General features: G+C 68.6%; 25 protein-coding genes and 1 pseudogene. 13 read left to right on the top strand and 13 right to left on the bottom strand.

What is annotated here, in order from left to right; genetic code table 11:
- Positions 1 to 120 precede the first annotated feature (120 nt).
- From AC5WJ1_RS15180 to AC5WJ1_RS15170, 3 genes are all read left to right on the top strand, one after another.
- Positions 121 to 1,302 (top strand): saccharopine dehydrogenase family protein, encoded by a 1,182-nt coding sequence (locus AC5WJ1_RS15180; protein ID WP_494476200.1) that lies wholly within the window; start codon positions 121 to 123, stop codon positions 1,300 to 1,302.
- Positions 1,299 to 2,816: an L-piperidine-6-carboxylate dehydrogenase gene (gene amaB / locus AC5WJ1_RS15175; protein ID WP_195431017.1), complete on the top strand. Its 1,518-nt coding sequence runs from the start codon at positions 1,299 to 1,301 to the stop codon at positions 2,814 to 2,816. The genes AC5WJ1_RS15180 and amaB overlap by 4 nt, the downstream gene beginning before the upstream one ends.
- Before the next feature lie 144 nt (positions 2,817 to 2,960).
- Entirely contained in the window at positions 2,961 to 3,155 is a 195-nt protein-coding gene (locus AC5WJ1_RS15170) for a hypothetical protein (protein WP_029048349.1), read from the top strand.
- Between the two features lie 119 nt (positions 3,156 to 3,274).
- On the opposite strand, the gene AC5WJ1_RS15165 is transcribed toward AC5WJ1_RS15170, so the two are convergent.
- The 6 genes from AC5WJ1_RS15165 to hemA form a co-directional block, all read right to left on the bottom strand.
- Entirely contained in the window at positions 3,275 to 3,925 is a 651-nt protein-coding gene (locus tag AC5WJ1_RS15165; RefSeq protein ID WP_135706007.1) for a UbiX family flavin prenyltransferase, read from the bottom strand.
- A gap of 7 nt (positions 3,926 to 3,932) precedes the next feature.
- Positions 3,933 to 4,244, bottom strand: a complete 312-nt coding sequence (gene grxD / locus AC5WJ1_RS15160; RefSeq protein WP_029048347.1) for a Grx4 family monothiol glutaredoxin — start codon at positions 4,242 to 4,244, stop codon at positions 3,933 to 3,935.
- A gap of 117 nt (positions 4,245 to 4,361) precedes the next feature.
- Positions 4,362 to 5,234, bottom strand: a complete 873-nt coding sequence (gene prmC, locus AC5WJ1_RS15155; RefSeq protein WP_240745902.1) for a peptide chain release factor N(5)-glutamine methyltransferase — start codon at positions 5,232 to 5,234, stop codon at positions 4,362 to 4,364.
- A gap of 141 nt (positions 5,235 to 5,375) precedes the next feature.
- Positions 5,376 to 5,702 (bottom strand): hypothetical protein, encoded by a 327-nt coding sequence (locus AC5WJ1_RS15150; RefSeq protein ID WP_133093503.1) that lies wholly within the window; start codon positions 5,700 to 5,702, stop codon positions 5,376 to 5,378.
- Positions 5,703 to 5,892: 190 nt separating this feature from the next.
- A complete protein-coding gene (gene prfA, locus AC5WJ1_RS15145) occupies positions 5,893 to 6,975 on the bottom strand; it encodes a peptide chain release factor 1 (RefSeq protein WP_135706005.1) in 1,083 nt (360 codons plus the stop codon).
- A 99-nt stretch (positions 6,976 to 7,074) separates the two neighbouring features.
- Positions 7,075 to 8,379, bottom strand: coding sequence for a glutamyl-tRNA reductase (hemA, locus tag AC5WJ1_RS15140; protein WP_195431014.1), 1,305 nt, complete (start codon positions 8,377 to 8,379; stop codon positions 7,075 to 7,077).
- Positions 8,380 to 8,546: 167 nt separating this feature from the next.
- On the opposite strand from hemA, the gene AC5WJ1_RS15135 reads away from it, so the two are divergent.
- On the top strand, positions 8,547 to 8,792 hold the full coding sequence (locus AC5WJ1_RS15135) for a hypothetical protein (RefSeq protein WP_133093506.1): 246 nt from the start codon (positions 8,547 to 8,549) through the stop codon (positions 8,790 to 8,792).
- 49 nt (positions 8,793 to 8,841) lie between these two features.
- Here the strand turns inward: AC5WJ1_RS15135 and AC5WJ1_RS15130 are convergent, their stop codons facing one another.
- Positions 8,842 to 9,630 carry a 5'-methylthioadenosine/adenosylhomocysteine nucleosidase gene (locus AC5WJ1_RS15130; protein WP_133093507.1) on the bottom strand — a complete coding sequence of 263 codons (789 nt, stop codon included), beginning with the start codon at positions 9,628 to 9,630 and terminating at the stop codon, positions 8,842 to 8,844.
- A 135-nt stretch (positions 9,631 to 9,765) separates the two neighbouring features.
- On the opposite strand from AC5WJ1_RS15130, the gene AC5WJ1_RS15125 reads away from it, so the two are divergent.
- From AC5WJ1_RS15125 to AC5WJ1_RS15115, 3 genes are read left to right on the top strand one after another with little or no spacing between them, the layout of a single operon-like run.
- A complete protein-coding gene (locus AC5WJ1_RS15125) occupies positions 9,766 to 10,800 on the top strand; it encodes a DUF2157 domain-containing protein (protein WP_494476199.1) in 1,035 nt (344 codons plus the stop codon).
- Positions 10,797 to 11,915 (top strand): DUF4401 domain-containing protein, encoded by a 1,119-nt coding sequence (locus AC5WJ1_RS15120; protein WP_135706001.1) that lies wholly within the window; start codon positions 10,797 to 10,799, stop codon positions 11,913 to 11,915. The genes AC5WJ1_RS15125 and AC5WJ1_RS15120 overlap by 4 nt, the downstream gene beginning before the upstream one ends.
- Positions 11,912 to 12,409, top strand: coding sequence for a GDYXXLXY domain-containing protein (locus AC5WJ1_RS15115; protein ID WP_135706000.1), 498 nt, complete (start codon positions 11,912 to 11,914; stop codon positions 12,407 to 12,409). The genes AC5WJ1_RS15120 and AC5WJ1_RS15115 overlap by 4 nt, the downstream gene beginning before the upstream one ends.
- Positions 12,410 to 12,488: 79 nt before the next feature.
- Here the strand turns inward: AC5WJ1_RS15115 and ychF are convergent, their stop codons facing one another.
- Positions 12,489 to 13,580, bottom strand: a complete 1,092-nt coding sequence (ychF, locus tag AC5WJ1_RS15110; RefSeq protein ID WP_133093511.1) for a redox-regulated ATPase YchF — start codon at positions 13,578 to 13,580, stop codon at positions 12,489 to 12,491.
- 730 nt (positions 13,581 to 14,310) lie between these two features.
- Between ychF and AC5WJ1_RS15105 the strand changes: the two genes are divergently transcribed.
- The 5 genes from AC5WJ1_RS15105 to AC5WJ1_RS15085 all read left to right on the top strand — a co-directional run bounded on the left by AC5WJ1_RS15105 (position 14,311) and on the right by AC5WJ1_RS15085 (position 21,811).
- Positions 14,311 to 15,600, top strand: coding sequence for a UbiH/UbiF family hydroxylase (locus AC5WJ1_RS15105; RefSeq protein WP_135705998.1), 1,290 nt, complete (start codon positions 14,311 to 14,313; stop codon positions 15,598 to 15,600).
- Positions 15,601 to 15,655: 55 nt separating this feature from the next.
- A complete protein-coding gene (locus AC5WJ1_RS15100; RefSeq protein ID WP_133093514.1) occupies positions 15,656 to 16,414 on the top strand; it encodes a DsbC family protein in 759 nt (252 codons plus the stop codon).
- A gap of 111 nt (positions 16,415 to 16,525) precedes the next feature.
- Positions 16,526 to 17,530, top strand: coding sequence for an acrylyl-CoA reductase (NADPH) (acuI, locus tag AC5WJ1_RS15095; RefSeq protein ID WP_133093515.1), 1,005 nt, complete (start codon positions 16,526 to 16,528; stop codon positions 17,528 to 17,530).
- Positions 17,531 to 17,595: 65 nt separating this feature from the next.
- Positions 17,596 to 19,410, top strand: coding sequence for a M61 family metallopeptidase (locus AC5WJ1_RS15090; protein ID WP_195431010.1), 1,815 nt, complete (start codon positions 17,596 to 17,598; stop codon positions 19,408 to 19,410).
- A gap of 52 nt (positions 19,411 to 19,462) precedes the next feature.
- Complete coding sequence (locus AC5WJ1_RS15085) at positions 19,463 to 21,811, top strand: FUSC family protein (protein WP_494476198.1); 2,349 nt, start codon at positions 19,463 to 19,465, stop codon at positions 21,809 to 21,811.
- Positions 21,812 to 21,974: 163 nt separating this feature from the next.
- Here the strand turns inward: AC5WJ1_RS15085 and AC5WJ1_RS15080 are convergent.
- Positions 21,975 to 22,212, bottom strand: a pseudogene (locus AC5WJ1_RS15080) (sulfonate ABC transporter permease); the annotation flags it as partial.
- A 129-nt stretch (positions 22,213 to 22,341) separates the two neighbouring features.
- Between AC5WJ1_RS15080 and AC5WJ1_RS15075 the strand changes: the two are divergent.
- Positions 22,342 to 22,620, top strand: coding sequence for an acylphosphatase (locus tag AC5WJ1_RS15075; protein ID WP_029048328.1), 279 nt, complete (start codon positions 22,342 to 22,344; stop codon positions 22,618 to 22,620).
- Between the two features lie 4 nt (positions 22,621 to 22,624).
- Here AC5WJ1_RS15075 and AC5WJ1_RS15070 read toward each other — a convergent pair whose 3' ends face one another.
- The 4 genes from AC5WJ1_RS15070 to trpD form a co-directional block, all read right to left on the bottom strand.
- On the bottom strand, positions 22,625 to 23,398 hold the full coding sequence (locus AC5WJ1_RS15070; RefSeq protein WP_135705993.1) for a uracil-DNA glycosylase: 774 nt from the start codon (positions 23,396 to 23,398) through the stop codon (positions 22,625 to 22,627).
- Between the two features lie 32 nt (positions 23,399 to 23,430).
- On the bottom strand, positions 23,431 to 24,060 hold the full coding sequence (locus tag AC5WJ1_RS15065; protein ID WP_133093520.1) for a CYTH domain-containing protein: 630 nt from the start codon (positions 24,058 to 24,060) through the stop codon (positions 23,431 to 23,433).
- Between the two features lie 107 nt (positions 24,061 to 24,167).
- Positions 24,168 to 24,971, bottom strand: a complete 804-nt coding sequence (trpC, locus tag AC5WJ1_RS15060; protein ID WP_133093521.1) for an indole-3-glycerol phosphate synthase TrpC — start codon at positions 24,969 to 24,971, stop codon at positions 24,168 to 24,170.
- A gap of 11 nt (positions 24,972 to 24,982) precedes the next feature.
- A complete protein-coding gene (gene trpD, locus AC5WJ1_RS15055; protein WP_133093544.1) occupies positions 24,983 to 26,008 on the bottom strand; it encodes an anthranilate phosphoribosyltransferase in 1,026 nt (341 codons plus the stop codon).
- Positions 26,009 to 26,031: the final 23 nt, after the last annotated feature.

Raw genomic sequence — 26,031 nt, 5'->3', positions numbered from 1 at the left:
GGACAGGTTCGTCGGTTCGTTCGATTATGGCGGGTTTTCGTCGTTCTTGTGCCTTCATTCCGTCGCAGTCGCTATCCATACTCCAGTCACGGGACAACCTTTCTTGTGGACGGAGGCACCATGCAACCCTCGAACCTGGGCCGGCAGGCCCCACCAGACCTGCCCAAGGCGAAACGCCCGCTGCATGTGACGGTGCTGGGCGCGGGCAAGATCGGGCGCACCATTGCCGCCATGCTGCATGACACCGGCGACTACCGCGTCAGCGTGGTCGACCATGACGCGCGCCGCCTCGACGGCCTGCCGCGGGGCGTGCTGGCGCGCGCCGGCGATCCTACCGAGCCGGGCACCTGCGCCGCGCTGCTGGCCGGCGCCGACGCGGTGCTCAATGCGCTGCCTTTCCACGCCGCCATTGCCGTGGCCTCGGTCGCGGCGCGCCTGGGCGTGCATTACTTCGACCTGACCGAGGACGTGGCCGCCACCCATGCGATCCGCCAGCTGGCGCAGAACGCGCGCTCGGTTCTAATGCCGCAGTGCGGGCTGGCGCCGGGCTTTATCGGCGTGGTCGGGAATGACCTGGCGCGGCGCTTCATGCGTGGCGGCGGCGAGCTGCTGGACCTGCAGATGCGGGTCGGCGCGCTGCCGCGCTACCCCAGCAACGCGCTCAAGTACAACCTGACCTGGAGCACCGAGGGACTGATCAACGAATACTGCAACCCGTGCGAAGCCATCGTCGACGGCCGCCGCGTCGAACTGCCGGCGCTGGAAGGGCTGGAAAGCTTTGCGCTGGACGGTATCGAGTACGAAGCCTTTAATACATCTGGGGGCCTTGGCACGCTGCCCGAGACGCTGGCCGGGCGCGCGCGCCACGTCGACTACAAGTCCATCCGCTACCCCGGCCACTGCGCGCTGATGAAGCTGCTGCTCAACGACCTGCGCCTGCGCGAGCGCCGCGACTGGCTGCGCGAGATCTTCGACCGCGCCATCCCGGTGACCGAGCAGGACGTGGTGATCGTGTTCGCCACCGCCACCGGCTACCCGGCCGGCGGCGAACGCGGGCGCGGGCCGCTGACGCAGGCTTCGTTCTCGGCGCGCATCGGCGGGGTCGACAACAAGGACGGGCACCTCAACGCGATCCAGCTGACCACCGCGGCGGGCATCTGCACCGCGCTGGACATGGTAGCCACCGGCGCGTTGCCGCAGGCCGGCTTCGTGCGCCAGGAGACGATGCCGCTCGACGCCTTCCTCAAGAACCGCTTCGGCCGCCACTACACGCAGCATCCGCTGCAGGAGACCCACGTATGAAAGCGCAAGAGTTTGCAGCCTGCTGGGATTCGCTGGGCCTGCCGCGCCCATGGCAGGACGGCACGCCTGCCGGCGCGGTGACGGTGCGCTCGCCGGTAGACGGCGAGGCCATCGGCCATGTGCCGGCCTGCACGCCGGCGCAGGCCGATGCGCTGATCGCGCGCGCGCACGCGGCGCAGAGCACCTGGGCGCTGCTGCCGGCACCGGCACGCGGCGAGATCGTGCGGCGCTACGGCGAGGTGCTGCGCGAGCACAAGCCCGCGCTCGGCCGGCTGGTGTCGCTGGAATCCGGCAAGATCCTGCAGGAAGGGCTGGGCGAGGTGCAGGAGATGATCGACATATGCGACTTCGCCGTGGGCCTGTCGCGCCAGCTGCACGGGCTGACCATCGCCTCGGAGCGCCCGCAGCATGCCATGCGCGAGACCTGGCATCCGTACGGCCTGTGCGGCGTGATCTCGGCCTTCAATTTCCCGGTGGCGGTGTGGGCGTGGAACGCGGCGCTGGCGCTGGTGTGCGGCAACGGCGTGCTGTGGAAGCCGTCGGAGAAGGTGGCGCTGTGCGCGCTGGCCGCGCACGGGCTGCTAGAGCGCGTGCTGGCTGCGGCGGCGCCGCAGCATGCCGGCATCACCGCGGTGCTGCCGGGCGGGCGCATGCTTGGCAACCACCTGGTGCAACACGCGGCGGTGCGGCTGGTCAGCGCGACCGGCTCTACCCGCATGGGTCGCGAGGTCGGCATCGCCTGCGCCGGGCAGTTCAAGCGCAGCATTCTCGAGCTGGGCGGCAACAACGCCGCCATCGTCGCACCTTCGGCCGATATCGAGCTGGCGGTGCGGGCCATCACCTTTGCAGCGGCGGGCACGGCGGGCCAGCGCTGCACCACGCTTCGCCGCTGCTTCGTCCATGCCGACCTGATGGATACCATGGCGAGCCGGCTGGTCACGGTGTTCGACCGGCTGCCGGTCGGCGATCCGCTCGACGACGGCACGCTGATCGGCCCGCTGATCGACAACGCCGCGGGCGACGCCATGGCCAACGCGCTTGCCGCGTGCCGCGCGCAGGGCAATATCGTCACTGGCGGCGAACGGCTGCTGGCCGCGCGCTTCCCGCATGCCTGCTACGTGCGGCCGGCGCTGGTGATGACCGACGTGCAGCACGACACCATGCTGACCGAGACCTTCGCGCCGATCCTGTACCTGATGCCGTACACCAGCTTCGACGAGGCGATCGCGCTGAACAATGCCGCCGCGCACGGGCTGTCGTCGTGCATCTTCACCGAGTCGATGCGCGAGGCCGAGCGCTTCCTGTCGTCGTCGGGCAGCGACTGCGGCATCGCCAACGTCAATATCGGCACCAGCGGGGCGGAGATCGGCGGCGCCTTCGGCGGCGAGAAGGCGACCGGCGGCGGGCGCGAGTCGGGATCGGATGCGTGGAAGGGGTATATGCGCCGGGCGACCAACACCATCAACTACGGCGATTCATTGCCGCTGGCGCAGGGGATCAGGTTCGAGATCTGAAGGCGGCATCACGAGCGCCGTAGGGAACGGTAACAAGCCTTACATGCCTTTGACGCCGTATTACGCAAACTGCCCGTATAACGTCAGCAGGGCAGGCACATGCCCGTTTCCGGCCCTGAGGCCCCCTAGGAAAACACCATGAAACTGCTGACGATTGGACTGGCTGCCGCGGCGGCATCGGTCACCCTGCTGGGCGGCTGCGCCGTCTATCCCACTCCCGCCGGTCCCGCCGTGGGTCCCGCGCCGGTCTATGTTGCCCCCGCGCCGGTCGTGGTCGCTCCGCGGCCGTATTACTACGGCGGCTACGGCTACTACGGCCGTGGCTATCGTCGTTGGTAATGACAGCTGGAATGACAGCTGGAATGACAGCTGGAATGACAGCAGCACCGCCGCGATTGCCGGAGGTTGCGGCAAGGTAGGCAGGATTGAAGCAACGGCGGGGAGCCCGGCAACAGCGTTCAGTTGCCGCCCGCCGCGTCACCGGGCCGGGCGTTGAGCCCGCCCCAGCTGGGCGTGAGCGTCTGGCCGATCTCGGGCAGGTCGACCAGGTCCAGCACCCGGCCGACCGTATGGTCGACCAGCTCGGCAATGCTTTGCGGCTTCTGGTAGAAGCCCGGCACCGGCGGGAACACGATCCCGCCCATTTCCGTCACCGCCGTCATATTGCGCAGGTGCGCAAGGTTCAGCGGCGTTTCCCGCACCATCAAGACCAGCTTGCGCCGCTCCTTCAGCGTGACGTCGGCGGCGCGCGCGATCAGGTTATCCGACAGGCCATGCGCGATCGCGGCCAGCGTGCGCATGGAGCAGGGCGCCACCACCATCGCGTGGGCGCGGAACGAGCCGCTGGCAATGGTGGCGCCGATATCGCGCACGTTGTGCACGACACTGGCCAGCGCTTCCACCTCGGCACGGCCGATGTCGAGCTCGTGCTGCAGGTTCATCACGCCGGCCGGCGAAATCAGCAGGTGGGTTTCCACCGCGGGCGCCGCGCGCAGCACCTGCAGCAGGCGCACGCCGTAGATGGCGCCGGTGGCGCCCGTGATCGCGACGATCAGCCGCCGCGGTGGTACAGACCCCGCCGTGGCCGGCGGGGCAGCGCTCACGGGCATGGCGGGCTCAGCCCTTCAGCAGGGTTTGCAGCTCGCCGTTCTGGTACATCTCCATCATGATGTCCGAGCCGCCGATGAACTCGCCGTTCACGTAGAGCTGCGGGATGGTCGGCCAGCTGGCGTATTCCTTGATGCCCTGGCGGATGCTGTCGTCGTCCAGCACGTTGACCGTGGTCGGCGCGTCGACGCCGCAGGCCTTCAGGATCTGGATGGCGCGGCCCGAGAAGCCGCACATCGGGAACTGCGCGGTGCCCTTCATGAACAGGACTACCGGGTTGCCCTTGACGATCTGGTCAATCTTTTGCTGCACGTCGCTCATGGTCTGCTTTTCAGTTGGATGGCGCCGCCGTCGGGCGCCGCCTGGGAAAAGGGATGCCGCGCGGCAAGCCACGCGGCGGGAATCTGCCGCCGATTTTACCGGAATCGCCGGCGGGCTTCAGGCTTGCGCCCCAGACCAGCGTCCGCCGGTGCAGCGCTCCTGGCCGGCGAGGTCGCGCGCGGTGAAAACGTCTGTAAAGCCGGTCTCCTGCAGGAGCGCGCGCGTCGCCTGGGCCTGGTCGTAGCCGTGCTCCATCAGCAGCCAGCCGCCCGGCAGCAGCCGTTGCGGCGCGCCGTCGACGATGGTGCGCAGGTCGGATAGGCCGTCCTGGTGGTCGGTCAGCGCATCGATGGGCTCGAAGCGCAGGTCGCCTTCGGCCAGGTGCGGGTCGCCCGCGGCGATATAAGGCGGGTTGCTGACGACCAGGTGGAAGCGCAGCCCGGGCGGCAGCGCGGCGTACCAGTCCGATACCAGGAAGTTGATACGGTCGGCGCCAAGCGCGCTGGCGTTGTCCTGCGCCACCATCAGCGCGCCGGGCGAGATATCGGTCGCCCATACCTGCGCATCGGTGCGTTCTCGCGCCAGCGTCACGGCCAGGATGCCCGAGCCGGTGCCCAGGTCCAGCACCAGCGGGCGGGGCACGTCGGCCAGCCGGGCCAGCGAGGCTTCGGCGGCGATCTCGGTGTCGGGGCGCGGGATCAGCACATCGGGCGTGACGCGGAACTTGCGGCCGAAGAATTCGCGCTCGCCCAGCAGGTAGGCCATCGGCTCGCCAGCGAGGCGCCGCGCCAGCAGCGTGGCAAAGGCATCGCGCTGGGCCAGCGTGAGCGTGTCGGTATCGCGCGTGATCAGCTGCGTGCGGGTGAGGCCGGTCACGTGCGTCAGCAGCATGCGCGCTTCCAGCGTGGGCAGGCCCACCATGGCAGCGAGGGTCTGGGCTTCGCGCAGCGTTGGCGTGGCCGGCAGCGCGGCAGTGTTAGGGGAAGACATCGGGTAGGGACGGTTCTGTTGCCGGCCACAAAAAACCCCACCTGCGCAGGGCCTGGCGGGGCTTTGAGGCGGGATCTCCGGCGTTTCGCCAAGTGTACCGCCCATCGGAGGCGGGCGGCTGAAAGCCCCCCGCCGGCACGATTACTTATTGACGGCGTCCTTGGCCTTGTCGGCGCCGGCATTGACGGCGTCCTTGGCTGCCTGCTTGGCATTGGCCATGGCGCTGCCGGCTTCTTCCTTGGCCTTCTCGGCGGCAACCTGCGCGCTCGAAGCGGCATCGCTGGCGGCAGCCCTGGCGGCGTCGGCAGCGCTGCCAGCTGCTGCGGCGGCGTCGCTGGCAGCGGCCTTGGCGGATTCAGCGGCGCTTTGCATGGCGCTGTCGGCGCTGGAAGCTGCGGGGGCTTCTTCCTTCTTGCTGCAAGCGGCCATGGCTGCGGTGATCATCAACAGCGCGAGCAGTTTTTTCATGATTTCGTCCTAGGAAATGTTTTGGGAGAGACTCACCCGGCACCATTCTCCGTTTGCCGGTCGAAATCGATTATAGACAGCGCGTTTACCCCTACCAGTGCTGTTTCAAGCATTTACAAGAAATACAAAGTCTTGTGGGACGTTACGCGCTGTTCGCGCACGAAGCGGGCCTGAGCGGTGCTTAAGCCGCTTATGCGTCCTCGCCGAGCGCGGCCAGCTGGTCCGCCTGGTGCTCCGCGGCCAGCGACGACAGCAGCTCGTCCATGTCGCCGTCCATGATCATGTCGATCTTGTAGAGCGTCAGGTTGATGCGGTGGTCGGTCACGCGGCCCTGCGGGAAGTTGTAGGTGCGGATGCGGTCGCTGCGGTCGCCCGAGCCGATCAGGTTGCGCCGCGTGCTGGCTTCCTTCGCCTGGGCGGCGCGGGTCTGCATGTCCTTGATGCGCGCGGCCAGCACCTTCATCGCCTTGTCCTTGTTGCGGTGCTGCGACCGGTCGTCCTGGCACTCGACCACGATGCCGGTCGGCAGGTGGGTCAGGCGCACGGCCGAATCGGTCTTGTTCACGTGCTGGCCGCCGGCGCCCGAGGCGCGGAAAGTGTCGATGCGCAGGTCGGCCGGATTGATCTCGACCTCGCCGACCTCATCGGCTTCCGGCATCACCGCCACCGTGCAGGCCGAGGTATGGATGCGCCCTTGTGCCTCGGTGGCGGGCACGCGCTGCACGCGATGGCCGCCGGATTCAAACTTCAGCTTCGAAAACGCGGCATCCCCGGCGATCCGCACGATGACTTCCCGGAAGCCGCCCAGGTCGGACTCGGACTCGCTCATGATCTCGACCTGCCAGCGCTGGCGCTCGGCGTAGCGCGTGTACATCCGCAGCAGATCTGCGGCGAACAGCGCGCTTTCTTCGCCGCCGGTGCCGGCGCGGATTTCGAGCAGCAGGTTGCGGTCGTCGTTGGGATCCTTGGGCAGCAGCAGGCGCTGCAGGCTCTGCTCCAGCGCTTCCAGCCGCTCGCGCGCGCTGGCGATCTCGTCGGCGGCGAAGTCCTTCATCTCGGGATCGTCCAGCAGCGCCTGCGCGGTGCCCAGGTCGTCCTGCGCCTGGCGGTATTGCCCGTACTGCTCGGCCACCGGCGACAGCTCGGCATGCTCGCGGCTGAGCTTGCGGTACTGGTCGATGCTGGCGGTCGCGTCTTCGCGCGCGAGCAGGGCGTTGACTTCATCGAGTCGCTCGGCCAGTTGGTCGAGCTTGGCAAGCATGCTGGCTTTCATCGGGATGCGGGGGAATGGAGGGAGGCCAGTGGGCCGGGGCTGCCGGAATGCGGCGGCGGCGTGCCAGCGCGGTCGGCGTGCGGCAAGACCGGAGCGCGGCTAGCGCTCGGAGTGGCTGCTGTGGCGGAACAGGCCCGGCACCAGGCGCAGCAGCGCCTCGCGGTCTTCGCCCTGGGTGTGGTTCAGCGCGTGGGTCGGGCCGTGCAGGAACTTGCGGGTCAGTGCGCCGGACAGGGCTTCGAGCACCGCCTCGGGGTCGTCGCCGCGTGCCAGCATGCGGCGCGCGCGTTCCAGCTCGGCCTGGCGGATGGCTTCGCCGCTGGTCTGCAGCTCGCGGATGACCGGCACCACGCTGCGCGTTTCGAGCCAGTGCATGAAGTTCTGCACGCGGCTTTCGATGATGGCTTCGGCCTGCGCGACGGCGGCCTGGCGCAGCGCGTTGCCTTCGCGCACGATCGCGCCGAGGTCGTCGACGGTGTACAGGAAGACGTCGTCCAGGCGCGCGACCTCCGGTTCCACGTCGCGCGGCACGGCCAGGTCGACCATCATGATCGGGCGGTGCTTGCGGCGCTTGACCGCGCGCTCCACCGCGCCCAGGCCGATGATCGGCAGCGAGCTGGCGGTGCAGGACACCACGATGTCGAATTCATGCAGCCGCTCGCCCAGGTCGGTCAGGCGGATCGCCTGCGTGATCAGGCCCTGGCCAGACAATTGCTCGGCCAGTTTCTCGCCGCGCTCGACGGTGCGGTTGGCCACCACGATCTGGCGCGGCTGCTGCGCGGCGAAGTGGGTCGCGCACAGCTCGATCATCTCGCCCGCGCCGATAAACAGCACGCGCTGGGTCGAGACGCTTTCAAAAATCCGTTGCGCCAGCCGCACCGCGGCGGCGGCCATCGATACGGAATGCGCGCCGATCTCGGTCTGGCCGCGCACTTCCTTGGCCACCGCGAAAGTGCGCTGGAACAGCTGGTTCAGGTACGTCCCCAGCGAGCCGGCCTCGCCGGCGGTGCGCACCGCGTCCTTGAGCTGGCCCAGGATCTGGGTCTCGCCCAGCACCATCGAATCCAGCCCGCTGGCCACGCGGAAGGCGTGGCGCACGGCTTCGGACTGCGGCAGCGCGTACAGGTGCGGGGCCAGGTCGCCGGCCGGCACGTTGTGGTGCTGCGACAGCCACCGCAGGGTGTGCTCGAAACCTTCCTGGCCCGGCTTCAGGACGTCGGTGGCGCAGTAGATCTCGGTGCGGTTACAGGTGGAAAGGATGGCGGCTTCGGTGCCGCTGCGGCCGGACAGGTGCTCGCGCAGCGCTCCCAGTGCCGGTTTGATCTGCTCGAGCGGAAACGCCACCCGCTCGCGCAGCGAGACTGGTGCCGTCGTGTGGTTGATGCCGATCGCGAGCAGTTGCATTTGTTGGGGACAGGTACGATCCGGAGCGTGGCCGGACCGGTTGCCATTATACCGCCGGCACCACAGATTGCAGGCGCATACCCAGTATGCGTCGCAGCCGTCTGGTTTGCAGTATCGTTACGACGCAGCCGGATGCGGCTGTGATTCAGGCTACACAGGAGAATTGGATGCTGGGCACTTTGATCGTGGGTTTGCTGGTGGGACTGGCTGCGCGCCGGCTGCATCCGGCAGGACGCGTCGTGACCCTGCCGGCCGCGCTGGTGCTGGGCGCGGCGGGCGCGGCGGCCGCTTTCTACGGTGGCCGCGCGCTGCACCTGTTCGTCGACGGGCAGCTCAGCAGCTGGCTGGCGGTGATTGCCGGCGCCGCCATCCTGGTCGGCGCCTGGGGAGCCGTCCGGCCGCGCGGACGGTAAGGACAGAACCGACGCGGCGGCCTGGAATCTGCGCGCCGCTTGATCCTGGTCAGGTGCGCACGGGATCCGCTTCAGCCCGCGCGGCCAGCAGCCGGCGCAGCACGCCATTGGAATAGTGGCTGGCCACCTCCTTCAGGAATGCCGCGAAATCCACATGGGCGGTATCGTCCGCCCGGTCCGACACCGTGCGCATGACCGCGTACGGGACGCCGTATTCATGGCACACCTGCGCCACCGCGGCGCCTTCCATTTCCACCGCCAGCAGGCCGGGCAGCCGCTCGCGCAGTTCCGCCACCGCAGCCGGGGCCCCGATAAACTGGTCGCCGCTGGCGATCATGCCCTTGTGCAGCCCCGGCGTGGCCACGCCGAAGCGGGCCAGCACCTCGGGCGGCACGTCGGCGCCCAGGTCGAGGCGCAGGAAATCCGCCGCGGCGCCTTCCAGTTCGGCGGTCAGCGCCGGGTCGGCCGGGAACTCGGCGCGGTCCAGCAGCGGCACTTCATGGCGGCCGAAGAACGGGCGCGCGTCGAGGTCGTGCTGGATCGTCCGGTCCGCGATGACGATGTCGCCGACATTGGTGTCGGCGCCGACGCCGCCCGCCAGCCCGGTAAACACCACCTGGGTGGCGCCGAACTCCCGGATCAGCGTGACCGTGGTCGCCGAGGCTGCCACCTTGCCCATGCGCGCCAGCACCAGCACGCACGGCTGGCCGTACAGGTTGCCGACGTAGTAGTCGCGCATGCCGATGGTGTGCACCGTGGCGCGGCTGTCGTCGTGGCGCATCGCGGCCACCAGGCCGTCGACTTCATCGTGGATGGCGGCAAGGATTCCCAGGGTCATGGGGCAGGCGGAGTGGAAGGCGAAACCCAGAGCATACCGGCGCCCATGCGGCAGGCATAGCGCCGGCACGCCGCAAGGTGCGGCCCGGGCTGCGCTTTGCTAAAGTCCCACGCATCGGGGCACGCAAGGGCGAGCATGCAAACCTCCACCGTGGCAAACGGCGAACGGCGCGCCATCCGCCGGGCGCTGGCCGACTGGCGCGCACGCGGACGGCTGGCTGCCGAGGCGATCGCCGCCCCCTGGGCACGCACCGAGCCGGCCGCTACCGACTGGCGCCGCTGGCTCGACCAGGCGCTGATGGCGCTGGGCACCGCCCTGCTATGCGCCGGCGTGATCGTCTTCTTTGCCTTCAACTGGCAAGACCTGCACAAGTTCTCCAAATTTGGCTTGCTCGCCGCCGCCATCACGGTGCTGGCAGCGTTCGCGTGGCTGCGACCCGCCGCCGACGCCGCCGGCCGCGCCGCGCTCGGGGGCGCGCAGGTGCTGTCCGGCGTGCTGCTCGCCGTGATCGGCCAGAACTACCAGACCGGCGCCGATGCCTGGCAGCTGTTTGCGCTGTGGGCGCTGCTGGCGGTGCCGTGGGCGCTGGCGGCGCGCGCTGCGCCGCACTGGTGGCTGGTGCTGGTGGTCGGCAACGTGGCGCTGCTGCGCTACTTCAGCATCCGTTTCGGCATGGAAGGCCTGTTTGCGCTGCTGTTCGACAGCCGCTACCTGCGCACCGCCACGCTGGCGTTGCTGGGGGCGGTGCTGCTGCAACTGGCGCTGTGGCACCTGCTGGCCGCCCGCGCGTCCGGGCTGGGCTTCCGGGGACAGACCGGCAGCCGCCTGCTGGCTGCGCTGGCCTGCGTGCAGGCCGGCTCGCTGGGCCTGACCAGCCTGTTCGACAGCCGCTTCGATGCGGCATCATTCGTGGTTGCGCTGGCCGTGCTGGCAGGTCTGGCGTGGTGGTACCGGCAACGCGCCTTCGATATCGTCGTGCTGAGCCTGACCTGCCTGACCGGCATCGTGCTGGTGGTGGCCGGACTCGGCAAGCTGCTGTTCGAGGGCAAGGGCGACTTCGGCGCATTCCTGCTGCTCGGGCTGGTCACCATTGGCCTGGCCGCAGGCGCGGCGGCGTGGCTGATGCGCGCTTATCGCGCTCAACTGCGCGCCCAACCGGAGCAGGCATGAGCACCACCTTGCAGACCGAGCAACGGCTCTGGCAGGAACTGGCCGCGCGCGGCGCGGTGCAGGGCGAATGCCCGGAGCACAGCCACGCGCCGTGGGCGGTGCGCTGCCTGATGGGCGCGGCCGGCTGGCTTGGCGCCTTGTTTTTCCAGATGTTCCTGGTTGGGACGGTGTTCGTGGCCGCGCGCGAGAACGGCATCGCCATGGCCGTGACCGGGCTGGCCATGATCGCGCTGGCCGCGTTGCTGTACTGGCGTGGCGGCGGGATCGCGGCGAGCCAGTTCGCGCTGGCGGTCAGCCTGTGCGGGCAGGGGATGGCGGTGTATGGGCTGGTGGAGGCGCTTGGCTTTGCGCGCGTGACCGGGACCGCCGGATTCTGGGCCGGCATCGCGCTGTTCGAAGGCGTGCTGGTGTTGCTGGTGCCCAACCGGTTGCACCGGCTGCTGTGCGGGCTTGGCGTGTGGATCGGGCTGGCGGGCGCACTGCATCTTGCCCTGCCGCACGGATCCTCCGATGACTGGCGCGCGCTGACGTGGACGCTCGGCTGGCTGGCGCCGCTGGGCTGCGCGCTGGTGACCGCCTTCACGCTGGCAGAGGCGCGCGTGTGCGCGGCGGGGCGGCATGCACTGCTGGAGCCGCTCGCCGATGCCACGCTGCTGGCCGCGCTCGCCATGGCGCTGGTGGTGACCGGGATGAGTCATCCGATGACGTGGCTGTTCGGTCCGGAGGCGGGGCGGCTGTCGGTCGCGCACTGGATGGGGGGCGCGCTGCTGACGCTGGTGCTGGCGGGGTTTTCCCTGGCCGAGTGCCGCCGCCTGGCCACTGGCTCCGCCATGCAGGCGGCAGTGCTCGCCGGCACGCTCGCCTTTGGCGCACTGATGGCCGCGGCGCCTGCCGTCGTGGCCGGCGCGCTGGCGCTGGCACTGGCCCTGCGCCGGGCTTCCATGGCCTGGATGGGCTTGGGCGTCACCGCCATTGCCGTCGGCTTCGTCTGGTACTACAGCGCGCTGCACTGGACCCTGCCGGCCAAGTCCGTCACGCTGGCAGCGGCGGGTGTGCTGTTGCTGGCCGGGCGCCACTGGCTGCTGCGCGGTCGCACCGGCAAGGAGTTCGCATGAAGCGCTGGATCGTGACCGCCTGGGCGCTGACCCTGGCGCTGGCCGCCGCCGGCATCGCCGGCAAAGAAACGCTGCTGGCACGCGGCGACACCGTCTTGCTGCGGCTCGCGCCGGTCGATCCGCGATCGCTGATGCAGGGCGACTACATGGCGCTGAACTTCGCCATCGGCAACCAGATCCGCACGGCGCAGGGGCCGGCGCAGCGCCCGCCGCGCGACGGCGTGGCGGTGATCCGGCGCGACGCGCAGGGCGTGGCCAGCTTCGTGCGGCTGCATGACGGCGGGCCGCTGGGCGTGGGCGAGCAGTTGCTGCGCTTCCAGGCGGCGCGGTCGCGCTGGGGCGGGGCGCAGGTGCAGGTGTCGACCGATGCGTATTTCTTCCAGGAGGGGCAGGGCGAGCGCTTTGCCCAGGCCATGTATGGGGAGTTCCGCGTGGGCGCGGACGGCCAGGCGCTGCTGGTGGGGCTGCGGGGGAAGGAAATGGAAAAGCTGTGAAGCGGCGGGCGGTTCCCCCGCGCCCGGCAGAAAACAAAAAACCCGCGAAATCGCGGGTTTTTTGGCGTCGGGGGCTGGCTCAGACGTTGAACAGGAAGTTCAGCACATCCCCATCCTTCACCACGTATTCCTTGCCTTCCGCCCGCATCTTGCCGGCTTCCTTGGCGCCGGTCTCGCCCTTGAACGAGATGTAGTCGTCGAAGGCAATGGTCTGCGCACGGATAAAGCCGCGTTCGAAGTCGGTATGGATCACGCCGGCCGCCTTGGGCGCCGTGTCGCCGACATGGATGGTCCAGGCGCGCACTTCCTTCACGCCGGCAGTGAAGTAGGTCTGCAGGCCAAGCAGCTTGAAGCCGGCGCGGATCACGCGGTCCAGGCCCGGCTCTTCCATGCCCAGGTCGGCCAGGAATTCGGCCTTGTCGGCGTCGTCCAGGTCGGCGATCTCGGCTTCGATGGCGGCGCACACGGCTACCACCGGCGAATTGGTCTGCTTGGCGTACTCGCGCACCGCGTCCAGGTGCGGGTTGTTCTCGAAGCCGTCTTCACGCACGTTGGCGACATACATGGTCGGCTTGGCGGTGATCAGGCAGAACGGACGGATGGCGTCCCATTCTTCCGGGGCCAGGTCGAGGGTGCGCACGGCCTTGGCCTGGTCGAGCACGGCTTGCGCCTTTTCCAGCACGGCGACCAGGCGCTGCGCTTCCTTGTCGCCGGCGCGGGCCGGCTTGATATAGCGGGCCAGGGCCTTTTCCACGGTGGCCAGGTCGGCCAGTGCGAGTTCGGTGTTGATGACCTCGATGTCCGACAGCGGATCGACCTTGCCGGCCACGTGGATCACGTTGTCGTCTTCGAAGCAGCGCACCACGTGGGTGATGGCATCGGTTTCGCGGATATTGGCCAGGAACTGGTTGCCCAGGCCTTCACCCTTGGAAGCGCCCGCGACCAGGCCGGCGATGTCGACGAACTCGACCGTGGCCGGCAGGATGCGCTCAGGCCTGACGATCTCGGCCAGGCTGGCGAGCCTCGGATCCGGCACTTCGACCACGCCCACATTGGGCTCGATCGTGCAGAACGGATAGTTTTCGGCGGCGATGCCGGCCTTGGTCAGGGCATTGAACAGCGTGGACTTGCCGACGTTGGGCAGGCCGACGATGCCGCATTTGAGGCTCATGGTCTTGTCTTAGAAATCAAGGGTTTGCAGGATGCGGTCCGGTGCCGGGCGGGCTGGCGACGGGCGCCTGGCGGGGCCAGTGGCGGGACTGCATCGGACGAGACAAACACGTCACATCGAGCTCGGGCTCGACGGCTATACGGGGTCTGCCACGGAAAACGGCAATTGTAACCCTATCGGGCCTCCGGGTTGCTGGCCGGTCGCCGTTCCACCCGCATATAAAACAAGACGGCCAGGAAAGTCTTCCTGGCCGTTGCGTGAGCGCCGCTTCCGCTCAATCGAGGTTCACGACGTTCATGCGCCGTCCGTGAACTGGTCCCGCTTATCCGTCGTCTTGGCGCCGTCCGTAAACATGTCGCGCCTGTCGATTGCCCTTGCACCATCCAGGAATACATCCCGCCGGTCGATTGACCGTGCTCCATCCGAATACACATCGAATTTGGAGACCTTGGCGCCGTCGGTATAAACGTCCCGCGGGCCAGTCGTGCCTCCGAATGCCGATCCCCCTGCAACCGCGATACCAACCGCGGCAATCCAAAGCGCCCTCTTCATTGCTCCACCTCCCTTCAGGTGGTTCGTCCCCGGTCAGAAACAATTCGTTTCAATATAGGCTGTGCGTTTCCGAACTTTGACCCACGCACCGACAGTTTTGTCATATGCCTAATGACCTGAGGAAATAATGAGCGGCCGCGCCCGAAGGGCCCCGGAGTGACGTGGCTATAATCCAGCCATGACCCGATCCCACGCGTCCGCGCGCACCGCTGCGCGCAATTCTTCCGCTTTCCAGGTGGCCGTCGTCGGCGGCGGCATCGTCGGCAAGTCCTGTGCCTTGTTGCTGGCCCAGCAGGGCATGGACGTGGCGCTGGTGGCGCCGAAGCCGCCCCGCGGCGTCGGCCGCGCGCCAGCCGAGGATTGGGACAGCCGTATCTATGCCTTCTCCGCCAGCTCGCAGGCGCTGCTGGAGCGGATGCGCGTGTGGGAGGCGCTGGACCCGGCTCGCATCCAGCCGGTGCGCGACATGCGTGTCTTTGGCGACGTCAGCGCCGCCGAGACCTCGCCCAGCCTGGACGGCGACCTGCATTTCTCCGCGTACGCCGCGGCGGTGCCGCAACTGGCGTGGATCATCGAATCCGGCCATGTCGAGCGCGCGCTCGACACCGCGCTAGGCTTCCAGCACCAGGTGACCTGGCATGACGGCACCGCCACCGTATGCGAGCGCGATCCGGAGGGCATTACCCTGACGCTGGACAACGGCAACAAGCTGCGCACGGCGCTGGCGATCGGCGCCGACGGCGCGCGCTCGTGGCTGCGCCAGCAGTGCCATATCGGCGTCAGCACGCGCAAGTACCGCCAGCTTGGCGTGGTCGCCAACTTTGCCTGCGAGCGTCCGCACCACGAGACCGCCTGGCAGTGGTTCCTGGGCGCGCCGGAAAAGCTGATGGCCGACGAAGAGCCTGCCAACGGCGAGGTACTGGCGATGCTGCCGCTGCCGGGCAACCATGTCTCGATGGTCTGGTCGGCAGACGAAGCGCACGCGCGCGACCTGCTCGCGCTGTCGCCCGAGGCGCTTGCCGCCACCGTGATGCAGGGCGCCGCCGGCGCGGTCGGCAGCCAGTTCGGCACGTTGCGCTGCGTGACGCCGGCGCAGGGCTTCCCGCTGGTGCTGCAGCGCGCCGACCAGTTCGTGCAGCCGCACGTGGCGCTGGTCGGCGACGCCGCCCACGTGGTGCACCCGCTGGCGGGGCAGGGCATGAACCTGGGCCTGCGCGATGTGGCGGAACTTGGCCGCGTGATGGCCGACAAAGAACCTTTCCGCAGCGAGGGCGACCTGCGCCTGCTGCGCCGCTACGAGCGCGCGCGCGCCACCGACCTGCTGTCGCTGACCGCGGCCACCGACGGGCTGCACCGGCTGTTCTCGCTGCCCGGCGGCGTGGCGCGGGTGGTGCGCAACACCGGCATGCGCGCGGTAGGCGGCCAGCCGCTGCTCAAGCGTTTCCTGATCGGGCGCGCGCTCGGCTGACGCCGCCACCGCGCCCCGAACGATCACCCGATCACCGAACACCCCTGGAGTCCACATGTTCCAATTCCTGCGCCGCCACCCTGTCCGCAGCGCCACCGTCACCGCCGTCGCTGGCGGCCTGGCCGCGGCCGGCTTTGCCCTGCATGCCATGGCGGCGGGTGAACCCGGCACCGACCGCATCAAGGAGTCGCTGCAGAAGGTGCTGGGCGGCCGCGCCGAGGTGAAAAGTGTCAGCAAGACTCCGGTGCCGGGGCTATTCGAGGCCAATATCGGCGGGCAGGTGGTCTACACCGACAGCACCGGCCGCTACATCCTCAACGGCGAGATGATCGACACCCGCACCGGCACCAACCTGACCGAAGAGCGGATGGCCGAGATCAACCGCATCAAGTGGTCGGACCTGCCGCTGGCGCGCGCGATCAAGTGGACCAAGGGCGATGGCAGCCGCCAGATCGCGGTGTTCTCCGACCCGAACTGCGGCTACTGCAAGCGCATCGAGCAGACCTTCCAGCAGATGGACAACATCACCGTGTACACCTTCCTGTACCCGGTGCTGTCGCCCGACTCGGAAACCAAGGCCAAGCAGGTCTGGTGCGCGGCCGACCGCACCAAGGCGTGGCGCGACTGGATGCTCAAGCAGGTCGCGCTGACCGGCAACGGCAGCTGCCAGACGCCGTTGCAGGAAAACCTGGCGCTGGGCCATAGCATGAACGTGACCGGCACGCCGGCAGTGTTCTTCATGGATGGCACCCGCATCCCGGGCGCGGCCGACGTGGCCACGCTGGAGAAGAAGCTCGCCAGCATCAAGAAATAAGCGCGCGCCGGCCCCGTCCCGGCTTGATCGACGGCCGGACTTGTCCGGCCGTTCTGCTTTCCGCATTCCCCTCATTCCCAAGCGATCGCCGCCAGGCGACTAGGAGACACCATGACGTTCCAGGCATTGCTGCTGACCCAGGCCGACGGCGCCACCCAGGCCAATCTGGCCACGCTAGACGAAGCGCAGTTGCCCGCCGATGGCGACGTGCTGGTCGCCGTGGACTACTCCACCATCAACTTCAAGGACGGCCTGGCGATCACGGGCCGCTCGCCGGTGGTGCGCAAGTGGCCGATGGTGGCGGGCATCGACGGCGCCGGCACGGTGCTGGAATCGTCCAGCGCGCGCTGGCAGGCCGGCGACAAGGTGGTGCTGAACGGCTACGGCGTGGGCGAGACCCACTGGGGCTGCCTGGCGCAGCGCGCGCGGCTGAAGGGTGACTGGCTGGTGCGCCTGCCCGATGCCTTCACCACGCGCCAGGCCATGGCGATCGGCACCGCCGGCTATACCGCGATGCTGTCGGTGCTGGCGCTGGAGCGCGGCGGCGTCAACGGCCCGGTGCAGCCCGGCGATGGCGAGGTGCTGGTGACCGGCGCTTCCGGCGGCGTGGGCTCGGTCGCGATCGCGGTGCTGAGCAAGCTGGGCTACAAGGTGGTGGCGTCGACCGGCAAGACCAATGAAGCCGACTTCCTGAAGGCGCTGGGCGCTGCCGATGTCATCGACCGCGCCGAGCTTGGCGCGCCCGGCAAGCCGCTGCAGAAGGAGCGCTGGGCCGCGGTGGTGGATTCGGTCGGCTCGCATACCCTGGTCAACGCGTGCGCGCAGGTGCGCTACGGCGGCGTGGTGACGGCGTGCGGGCTGGCGCAGGGGATGGACTTCCCGGCATCGGTGGCGCCGTTCATCCTGCGCGGCGTTACGCTGCACGGCATCGACAGCGTGATGGCGGCCATGCCGCTGCGCGAGCGCGCGTGGCAGCGGCTGGCGAGCGACCTGGAGCCGGATCGCCTGAACGCGATCACGCGCGAGATCGGGCTGGCCGAGGCGATCGACGCCGGCCGCAGGATCGTGGAAGGCGGCATGCGCGGCCGCGTGGTGGTCGACGTCAATCGTGCCTGAGCGGCGACCGGCTGCTTCACCAGCGTCGGCGAGGCCAGCGGTGCGCCGACGTTACAATCCTGCCCATGACGCCGATCCGCTACGCCATCGCCCCGCTTGCGCCTGAGGCGCACCTGTTTGCCGTCACCGTCACGGTGAGCGAGCCCGATCCCGCCGGCCAGCGCTTCACGCTGCCCGCGTGGATCCCGGGCAGCTACATGATCCGCGACTTCGCCCGCCATATCGTGCGCATCCGTGCCGATGCCGGCGGCCGCGAAGTCCCGCTGACCAAGCTCGACAAGCAGAGCTGGCAGGCCGCGCCGGTGAGCCTGTCGGACGGCCCGCTGATGCTGAGCTACGAAGTCTATGCCTGGGACCTGTCGGTGCGCGCCGCGCACCTGGACGCCACCCATGGCTTCTTCAACGGCAGCTCGGTGTTCCTGTGCGTCGAAGGCCAGGCCGAGCGGCCATGCACCGTCGATATCCACGCGCCCGAAGGCGAGGCCTACCGCGGCTGGCGTGTCGCCACCGCGATGCCGGAAGCGCCGGGCCGCGACGGCGCGAAGCGCTACGGCTTCGGCCGCTACCAGGTTGCCGACTACGACGAACTGGTCGACCACCCTGTCGAGATGGGCAACTTCCAGCTCGCCAGCTTCCGTGCCTGTGGCGCGCAGCACGACGTGGTCTTCACCGGCCGCGTGCCCAACCTCGACCTCGAGCGCGTGTGCCGCGACCTCAAGCGCATCTGCGAAAACCAGATCCGCCTGTTCGAACCCCGCAGCGCCGAGGCGCCGTTCCTGGACAGCAACCGCCGCTACGTCTTCATGACGATGGTCACCACCGACGGCTACGGCGGCCTCGAGCACCGCGCCAGCACCGCGCTGATGTGCGCGCGCAATGACCTGCCGGTGCGCGGCGACAGCGACACCAGCGAGGGCTATCGCACCTTCCTGGGCCTGTGCAGCCACGAGTATTTCCACACCTGGAACGTCAAGCGCATCAAGCCCGCCGCGTTCGTGCCGTACCGGCTGGCCGACGAAGCCTACACGCCGCTGCTGTGGCTGTTCGAGGGCTTCACCAGCTACTACGACGACCTGGTGCTGGTGCGCTCGGGCTGCGTGACCGAGGCGCAGTACGTCGAGATGCTGGGCAAGACCTGGAACGGCGTGCTGCGCGGCAACGGCCGCACCAAGCAGAGCGTGGCCGAAAGCTCGTTCGATGCCTGGACCAAGTACTACCGCCAGGACGAGAACGCGCCCAACGCCATCGTCAGCTACTACACCAAGGGGTCGCTGGTGGCGCTGGCGCTGGACCTGACCATCCGCGCCAAGTCGCGCGGACGGCGCTCGCTCGACGACGTCATGCGCGCGCTGTGGCGCCGCTACGGGCGCGGCTTCTATGCGCCCGGCGCGATGCAGCGCGGCGTGACCGAGCCGGAGGTGTATGCGCTGTTCGACGATGTGACCGGCCTGAAGCTGGGCAGCCTGCTGCGCTCGCTGACCGAAGGCACCGGCGAACTGCCGCTGGCGGCGCTGTTCAGGGACTTCGGCGTCAAGGCCGAGGCGCAGAAGCCGTCGCGCACCGCGGCGCTGGGCATCAAGGTCAAGACTGACGACGGCTGGGTACGCGTCACGCAGGTGCTGGACGGCGGCGCGGCGCAGGCCGCGGGCCTGTCGGCCGGCGACCTGCTGGTGGCCATCGACGGCCTGCGCGTGGCGCCCGGCCAGGTCGACAAGCTGCTGGGACGCTACCGCACCGGCGACCGCATCGACCTGCACGCCTTCCGCCGCGACGAGCTGCAGGTGCTGCCGGTCACGCTGGCGCGCGAGCCCGCGGCGCAGTTCAAGGTCAAGCTGGCGGACGGCCGGCATGCGGCGCGCTCGCGCTGGCTGGGCCAGTGACGTAGCGCAGCGATCCCCCACAACCCAGCCACCGCCCCGGCCGCATCGCCGTATGCAATACGCGCACGACCCCCGCACCTTCCTGTATTCGCACTACGTATATCGGGGGCTGCGCTCGGCCACCGGGGTGATCGGCGCCACGCTGATCGCGCTGCATTTCTCCGACCTGCCCACCGCGATGGTGGTGTCGATGGGCGCGCTGTGCACCAGCCTGATGGACCTGCCCAGCCCGCTGAACCACAAATTCAACGAGATGCTGGCGAGCGTGCTGCTGTGCAGCGCGGTGACGCTGGTGGTGGCGCTGACCACGCCGTTCCCGCGGGTGATGCCGTTCGTGCTGGTGCTGGTGACGTTCCTCGCCGCCATGATGACGGTGTACGGCAACAAGACCTTGCCGCTGCAATTCGCCGCGCTGTTCGTGATGACGCTCACGATCAACGAGGACTTCGTGGTCGAGCGCGCGCTGGTCCATGCGGCGCAGTTCAGCGCCGGCGCGGTGGCCTACCTCGGCTACGCGATGCTGGTGAGCTGGCTGACCGAGCGGCGCACCAGGCAACAGGTACTGGCCGAGTCGCTGTACGAGCTGGCCGGCTACCTCGAGATCAAGGCCGGCTTCTACGACGCCGGCCATGACTACGATGCCCAGTTCAACCAGCTGGTGCGCCAGCAGATCGTGGTGGCCGAGCGCCAGCAGGCCGCGCGCGACCTGGTGCTGCGCGGCAACCGCACGCCGCATGACGGGCTGCTGGTGCAGGTGCACCTGCGCATGCTCGACCTGTACGAGTACGTGCTGTCCACCAACACCGACTACCCGCTGCTGCGCCAGACCTTCGGCGGCACGCCGGTGCTGGACCACCTGCGCGGGCTGGTAGTGCTGATGTGCAAGGACGTGGAAGAGATCGCCTACGAGGTCACGCGCGGGCGCGGCTCTTACGCGACGGTGGAATACCGCGAAGGCCTGCGCGCGGTCGAGGCCGAGATCGCGCAGCTGCGCCACCACCACATCAAGCCCGCGGCGATGACGGCGCTGGCCGAGACGCTGGACATGATCCGCGGCGCGATCACGCTGATCGGGCAGCTGCACGAGGCCTCGCGCACGCCGGTGGAGCCGGCCAAGGTGCTGCCGGGCAGCGACATGACGCCGTTCCTGACGCGCCAGAAGTACGAGCTGGGCGTGCTGCGCGAAAACCTGCACTGGCGCTCGCCGGCGTTCCGCTTTGCGCTGCGCATGTCGATGGCGGTGGCGCTGGGGCTGTGGATCACCAACCACCTGCCGTACGCCTCGCACAGCTACTGGATCCTGCTGACCATCATCGTCATCCTGAAGCCGAACTTCAGCATGACCAAGCAGCGCTACAACGACCGCGTGATCGGCACGCTGATTGGCTGCGTGGTGGCGGTGGGGATCCTGAAGGTGGTGGACGAGCCGCTGATACTGCTGGGCGTGCTGTTTCTGGCGCTGGTGGCCAGCGCCGCGTTCGTGACCATCAAGTACCGCTACACCGCGATCGCGGCCTGCATCCAGGTGCTCATCCAGATCAACCTGCTGATGCCGGGCAGCCCGACGGTGGCGGGTGAGCGGCTGGTCGATACGGTGATCGGCGGCATCATCGCCTCGTTGTTCAGCTTCGTGCTGCCGAGCTGGGAATACCGCGCCATCCCCAAGCTGGTGGAGAACGTGCTGCAGGCCAACCGCCGCTATATCGCCGCAACGCGCGACCTGCTGCTGCGCCGGGCCAAGGACGACTTTGCCTATCGCGTGCAGCGCAAGCAGTTCATGGACAACCTGTCGGCGCTGATCTCTTCGTTCCAGCGCATGCTGGACGAGCCCAGGAGCCGGCATCGCGCGGTCGACAACCTGAACCGCTTTATCGTGCAGAACTACCTGGTGGCGGCGCACGTGGCGGCGGCGCGGATCCAGGTGCGGCAGCACTACGATGAGCTGGATATTCCCGCGGCCGAGGCGGCCATCGAGCAGGCTACCGAAGCGGCGCGCAACAGCCTGCAGCTGGCCAGCGAGCGGCTGCATGCCGACGAGCGTGGCGGCGGGCGCGGCGCGGGCTTTATCCGCCGCGAACGCGCGCCTGTGTTGGCCGAAGCGCAGGCGCCGCTGGCGGTAGCGGCAGGGCCGGTCGTGGCCGATGTCGCTGAAGCCGAGGAGGATGCGGCGGCCGAGCGCCGCGCGCGGCTGGCGGACTCGGCGGACAAGCGCCGCACCGATACGCTGGTACAGGCTGCCGCTCTGGGCGAGTCTAGCGAGCAGGCCGGGCCGACGTCCAGCTCCACTGGCCGTCCCGCCAACGCAGTGCTGGAGCGCCGGCTGCGCGCGCTGCGCGAGGACGCGGCCAAGATCGCGCTGCGTACCGGGGCGATCGGGCGGGCGATGCGGGCGCGTTCTTAATCACGCGTTCGAGTCCCGATGGGTTTTCTCCCCTCTCCCGCTTGCGGGAGGGGAGAAAATCTGTCGCGGCGTTAAAGGCCGTGCCCCTCCGGCATCTCATCCTCAGGCAACGTCAGCATCCCGCTGTTATAGCTGTACTCAAAGATCTCCCCATACCGCCCCCCAGCGCCGGCACCAGCACCTTCTCGGCGGTGCGGCTCTTGGACGCCAGTGCCGCGAACGCCAGCGAGAACAGCAGCGACGCCGCCAGTGCCGCCAGCATGCGGATGCTGGTGCGCATCAGGTAGTAGGGCAGGGTAGGCCACGTCCAGGTGCACCGCCAGCTGCTGGTCGGGGTGGAAGGCATTCATCTGCTGCGCAGCGAACGCGATCATCAGGATCACGGCCAGGATGATCGGACTTACTGGCGCATGCAGCCGGCTTCACCCGGGCGGCGCGCATCCCTTTGTAACGCCCGGCATGGCGGTCTAGTTTACTTGGTGTCGATCACAGAACGCGCACGCCTCGCGTGCGCTCACGGGGAAACGGCCATGAAGAAGGCAACCTGGCGCCTGGTCGCGCATGGGCGCGTGCAGGGCGTCGGCTATCGCGCCGCCTGCGCCGACGCCGCGGATGAACTCGGGCTGGGCGGCTGGGTGCGCAACCGGGTCGACGGCACCGTCGAGGTGATGGCGCACGGCACCGTCAAGCAGCTGGAAGCGCTGCAGGCGTGGATGGAAACGGGCCCGCCGGCGGCGCAAGTGACGTTTGTCGAGGTCGGGCGCGGGGAAGGGGAGTTCGCCGGCTTCGAGTTCCGGCCGACGATCTAGTCGATCAGGCCGCGGTCCAGTCGACCGGCGTGCGGCCGTGCGCTTCGAGCCAGCGGTTGGCTTCGCGGAAGTGGCCGCAGCCGAGAAAGCCGCGATGCGCCGACAGCGGCGAAGGATGCGGCGCTTCGAGCACGCGGTGGCCGTCGCCGAGCAAGGGTTTCTTCGCCTGGGCGTGGCTGCCCCACAGCATGAACACCAGGTTCGGGCGGCTTGCCGCCAGCGCGTGGATCAGGCAGTCCGTGACCGCTTCCCAGCCGCGGCGCGCGTGGCTGGCGGCCTGGCCCTGCTCGACCGTCAGCACGGTGTTGAGCAGCAGCACGCCCTGGCGTGCCCAGCCTTCCAGGTTGCCCGAGGTGCGCGGCGGGGTGCTATCCACGCCGAACTCGGCGGCGATTTCCTTGAAGATGTTGCGCAGGCTGGGCGGCACCTTGATGCCTTCCTGCACTGAGAAGGCCAGGCCGTGCGCCTGCGGCAGCTCCACGCCGCCGACGGTGCCGGTGCCGTGGTATGGATCCTGGCCCAGGATCACCACCTTGACCGCATCCGGCGGCGTCAGGTGCAGCGCGTGGAAGACGTGGTGCGGGAACACCGGTTTGCCGGCGGCGCGTTCACCATCGACAAAGGCGGCCAGCTCCTGCCATGCCGGCACGGTGATGCAGGGCGCCAGCAGCGCGCGCCACGCGGCGGGGAGGGCATCGGCCTGGGCCTGCAGGCTGGCGGCGGGGGAGGGCTCGCCGGGGGCACAGGGCGCTTCGGCGGCGAAGAGATCGGCTTGCATGCGTAAGGAATGCCTGGCGGGAAAAACCGCGATTATGACGCCTTGCCTTCGGCGATTCCCGCGAGGCGGTAGCCGCGCGCGGCTTTGCTGAGATCGGAAGGCGCCAGCGTGGCCACGGCGCCAAGCCGTGCGGCGAAGGCGCGCAGGGCATCGGCCGCGTGCGCGGCGTCGCCGTCGAGCCATTCCAGTTCGAGTTCCTGGATGCGTTCCTGCGCGGCGCTGGCCGGCGCGGTAATGGTGCCGGTGTCGAGGGCAGCCTCGATACGCGCGCCGTCCTGCGTGACGATCCAGGTGCGGCGGATGAAGTCGGTACGGAACACCGGTGCCAGCTTGCTGACCAGTGGCGCGAGCACGGATTGCGCTTCAGCGGGGAAGGTCTGCAGCTCGATGGCCTCCCCGGCGATTCCGGTTTCCCATTCATGGCGCGTGGCCAAGCCTGCCTGGCTGCTGCCGGCGGTCTTCAGCGTCTGCAGCCATTGCGCGCCCTTGCGGCGCAGGCGCAGCGCGGCGCGGGCCTGCGCCAGGTCGTGTTCGGGCGTGTCGAGGTAGACGTTGAGCAGGGTCGCTTCGCCCTGCGGCTGGCCGTTGGCGTCGAGCCAGGCGGCCAGCGGGGCGAGGGCGGCGTCGGGGACGGCGAGTTTGAGTTCGATTTCCTGGGGCATGGCGAGGATTTAACGGTGGGCAATGGCGATGGCTTCCCAATCACCACCAGCCGGTCCCCTCTCCCGCTTGCGGGAGAGGGGAGCAAACAAGCGGTAGGTCTTTACCCTCAGCCAAACAACCGCGCCAGCTCCACCCCCGGATCCGGCGCCCGCATGAACGCCTCGCCCACCAGGAACGCATGCACATTGGCATCGCGCATGCGCTTCACATCCGCCTGGCCGAGGATGCCCGATTCGGTCACCACCAGCTTGTCAGCCGAAATATGCGGCAGCAGGCCCAGCGTATTGTCCAGCGACACCTCGAACGTGCGCAGGTTGCGGTTATTCACGCCCAGCAGCGGCGTCTTCAGCCGCAGCGCGGCGTCGAGCTCATCGTCGCCGTGCACTTCCACCAGCACGTCCATGCCGAGTTCCAGCGCACAGGCTTCCAGCTCGGCCATCAGGCCATGGTCCAGCGCGGCGACGATCAGCAGGATGCAGTCGGCGCCCCAGGTGCGGGCCTCGTAGACCTGGTACAGGTCGACCATGAAGTCCTTGCGCAGCGCAGGCAGCGGGCACGCGCCGCGCGCGCGCTTCAGGTAATCGGCATGGCCCTGGAAGAAATTCACGTCGGTCAGCACCGACAGGCAGGCCGCGCCGTGGGTAGCATAGCTCTCGGCGATGGCTTCGGGCACGAAGTTCTCGCGCAGCACGCCCTTGGACGGCGAGGCCTTCTTCACCTCCGCGATCACGCCGGCATGGCCAGCCGCGATCTTTTCGCGCAGCGCGCGCTCGAAACCGCGCGGTGCCAGGCCGGGCTCGGTGCGCAGGCTCTCGGCCTCGGCGCGCAGGCTGGGCAGGTCGCGCTTCTTGCGCGCGGCGGCCACTTCATCGGCCTTCACGGCCAGGATTTTGTCCAGGATATCTGACATATCAGCGCCTCTTATTTGAATTGCTGCGTGGCGCGCACGAACTGGTCGAGCTTCTCGCGCGCAGCGCCGCTGGCGATGGCCTCGCGCGCGCGGCGGATGCCGTCCTCGATCGAGTCGGCCACATTGGCGGCGTACAGCGCGGTGCCGGCGTTCAGCGACACGATCTCGCGCGGCGTGCCGGGCACGTCGGACAGCGCTTCCAGCAACATCTCCTTCGATTCCCCCGCATCGGCCACCTTCAGGCCGCGGTTGGAGACCATCGACAGGCCGAAGTCTTCCGGGTGGATCTCGTACTCGCGCACCTCGCCGTCCTTCAGCTCGCCGACCAGCGTGGCGGCACCGAGCGACACCTCGTCCATGCCATCCTTGCCGTAGACGACAATCGCGTGCTTTGCGCCCAGGCGCTGCATCACGCGCACCTGGATGCCGACCAGGTCGGGGTGGAACACGCCCATCAGGATATTGGGCGCATCGGCCGGGTTGGTCAGCGGGCCCAGGATATTGAAGATGGTGCGCACGCCCATTTCCTTGCGTATCGGCGCGACGTTCTTCATCGCCGGATGGTGCGTAGGGGCGAACATGAAGCCGATGCCGGTCTGCTCGATGCACTGGCCGACCTGCTCGGGCGTGAGCATGATGTTGACGCCGAGCGCCTCCAGCACGTCGGCGCTGCCCGACTTGGAGCTGACGCCACGGTTGCCGTGCTTGGCGATCTTCGCACCCGCCGCGGCGGCGACGAACATCGAAGCAGTCGAGATATTGAACGTATGCGAGCCATCGCCGCCGGTGCCGACGATATCGACGAAATTCTCGCGGTCTTTCACCGGCACCTTGTTGGCGAACTCGCGCATCACCTGCGCGGCGGCGGAGATCTCGCCGATGGTTTCCTTCTTCACGCGCAGGCCGGTCAGGATCGCGGCGGCCATCACCGGCGAGATCTGCGCCTGCATGATCTGCCGCATCAGGTGCAGCATCTCGTCATGGAAGATTTCGCGGTGCTCGATGCAGCGCGTCAGGGCTTCTTGCGGCGTGATCATGGCGTTCTCGTTGACAGTCTGGA

Source organism: Cupriavidus sp. MEYA8 (assembly GCF_059278825.1).
This window is presented reverse-complemented; position numbering and strand designations above follow the sequence as displayed.

What these genes read in the sequence shown, in the direction of transcription:
- AC5WJ1_RS15135 (WP_133093506.1), top strand. Translation starts at nt 8,547, where the DNA reads ATGCTGGGCACTTTGATCGTGGGTTTGCTGGTGGGACTGGCTGCGCGC.
- grxD (WP_029048347.1), bottom strand. Translation starts at nt 4,244, where the DNA reads ATGAGCGACGTGCAGCAAAAGATTGACCAGATCGTCAAGGGCAACCCG.
- AC5WJ1_RS15100 (WP_133093514.1), top strand. Translation starts at nt 15,656, where the DNA reads ATGTTCCAATTCCTGCGCCGCCACCCTGTCCGCAGCGCCACCGTCACC.
- AC5WJ1_RS15120 (WP_135706001.1), top strand. Translation starts at nt 10,797, where the DNA reads ATGAGCACCACCTTGCAGACCGAGCAACGGCTCTGGCAGGAACTGGCC.
- AC5WJ1_RS15150 (WP_133093503.1), bottom strand. Translation starts at nt 5,702, where the DNA reads ATGAAAAAACTGCTCGCGCTGTTGATGATCACCGCAGCCATGGCCGCT.
- AC5WJ1_RS15115 (WP_135706000.1), top strand. Translation starts at nt 11,912, where the DNA reads ATGAAGCGCTGGATCGTGACCGCCTGGGCGCTGACCCTGGCGCTGGCC.
- AC5WJ1_RS15180 (WP_494476200.1), top strand. Translation starts at nt 121, where the DNA reads ATGCAACCCTCGAACCTGGGCCGGCAGGCCCCACCAGACCTGCCCAAG.
- AC5WJ1_RS15065 (WP_133093520.1), bottom strand. Translation starts at nt 24,060, where the DNA reads ATGCCCCAGGAAATCGAACTCAAACTCGCCGTCCCCGACGCCGCCCTC.
- ychF (WP_133093511.1), bottom strand. Translation starts at nt 13,580, where the DNA reads ATGAGCCTCAAATGCGGCATCGTCGGCCTGCCCAACGTCGGCAAGTCC.
- AC5WJ1_RS15130 (WP_133093507.1), bottom strand. Translation starts at nt 9,630, where the DNA reads ATGACCCTGGGAATCCTTGCCGCCATCCACGATGAAGTCGACGGCCTG.
- acuI (WP_133093515.1), top strand. Translation starts at nt 16,526, where the DNA reads ATGACGTTCCAGGCATTGCTGCTGACCCAGGCCGACGGCGCCACCCAG.
- amaB (WP_195431017.1), top strand. Translation starts at nt 1,299, where the DNA reads ATGAAAGCGCAAGAGTTTGCAGCCTGCTGGGATTCGCTGGGCCTGCCG.
- AC5WJ1_RS15070 (WP_135705993.1), bottom strand. Translation starts at nt 23,398, where the DNA reads ATGCAAGCCGATCTCTTCGCCGCCGAAGCGCCCTGTGCCCCCGGCGAG.
- AC5WJ1_RS15075 (WP_029048328.1), top strand. Translation starts at nt 22,342, where the DNA reads ATGAAGAAGGCAACCTGGCGCCTGGTCGCGCATGGGCGCGTGCAGGGC.
- AC5WJ1_RS15165 (WP_135706007.1), bottom strand. Translation starts at nt 3,925, where the DNA reads ATGCCCGTGAGCGCTGCCCCGCCGGCCACGGCGGGGTCTGTACCACCG.
- prfA (WP_135706005.1), bottom strand. Translation starts at nt 6,975, where the DNA reads ATGAAAGCCAGCATGCTTGCCAAGCTCGACCAACTGGCCGAGCGACTC.
- AC5WJ1_RS15105 (WP_135705998.1), top strand. Translation starts at nt 14,311, where the DNA reads ATGACCCGATCCCACGCGTCCGCGCGCACCGCTGCGCGCAATTCTTCC.
- trpC (WP_133093521.1), bottom strand. Translation starts at nt 24,971, where the DNA reads ATGTCAGATATCCTGGACAAAATCCTGGCCGTGAAGGCCGATGAAGTG.
- AC5WJ1_RS15090 (WP_195431010.1), top strand. Translation starts at nt 17,596, where the DNA reads ATGACGCCGATCCGCTACGCCATCGCCCCGCTTGCGCCTGAGGCGCAC.
- trpD (WP_133093544.1), bottom strand. Translation starts at nt 26,008, where the DNA reads ATGATCACGCCGCAAGAAGCCCTGACGCGCTGCATCGAGCACCGCGAA.
- AC5WJ1_RS15125 (WP_494476199.1), top strand. Translation starts at nt 9,766, where the DNA reads ATGCAAACCTCCACCGTGGCAAACGGCGAACGGCGCGCCATCCGCCGG.
- prmC (WP_240745902.1), bottom strand. Translation starts at nt 5,234, where the DNA reads ATGTCTTCCCCTAACACTGCCGCGCTGCCGGCCACGCCAACGCTGCGC.
- hemA (WP_195431014.1), bottom strand. Translation starts at nt 8,379, where the DNA reads ATGCAACTGCTCGCGATCGGCATCAACCACACGACGGCACCAGTCTCG.
- AC5WJ1_RS15085 (WP_494476198.1), top strand. Translation starts at nt 19,463, where the DNA reads ATGCAATACGCGCACGACCCCCGCACCTTCCTGTATTCGCACTACGTA.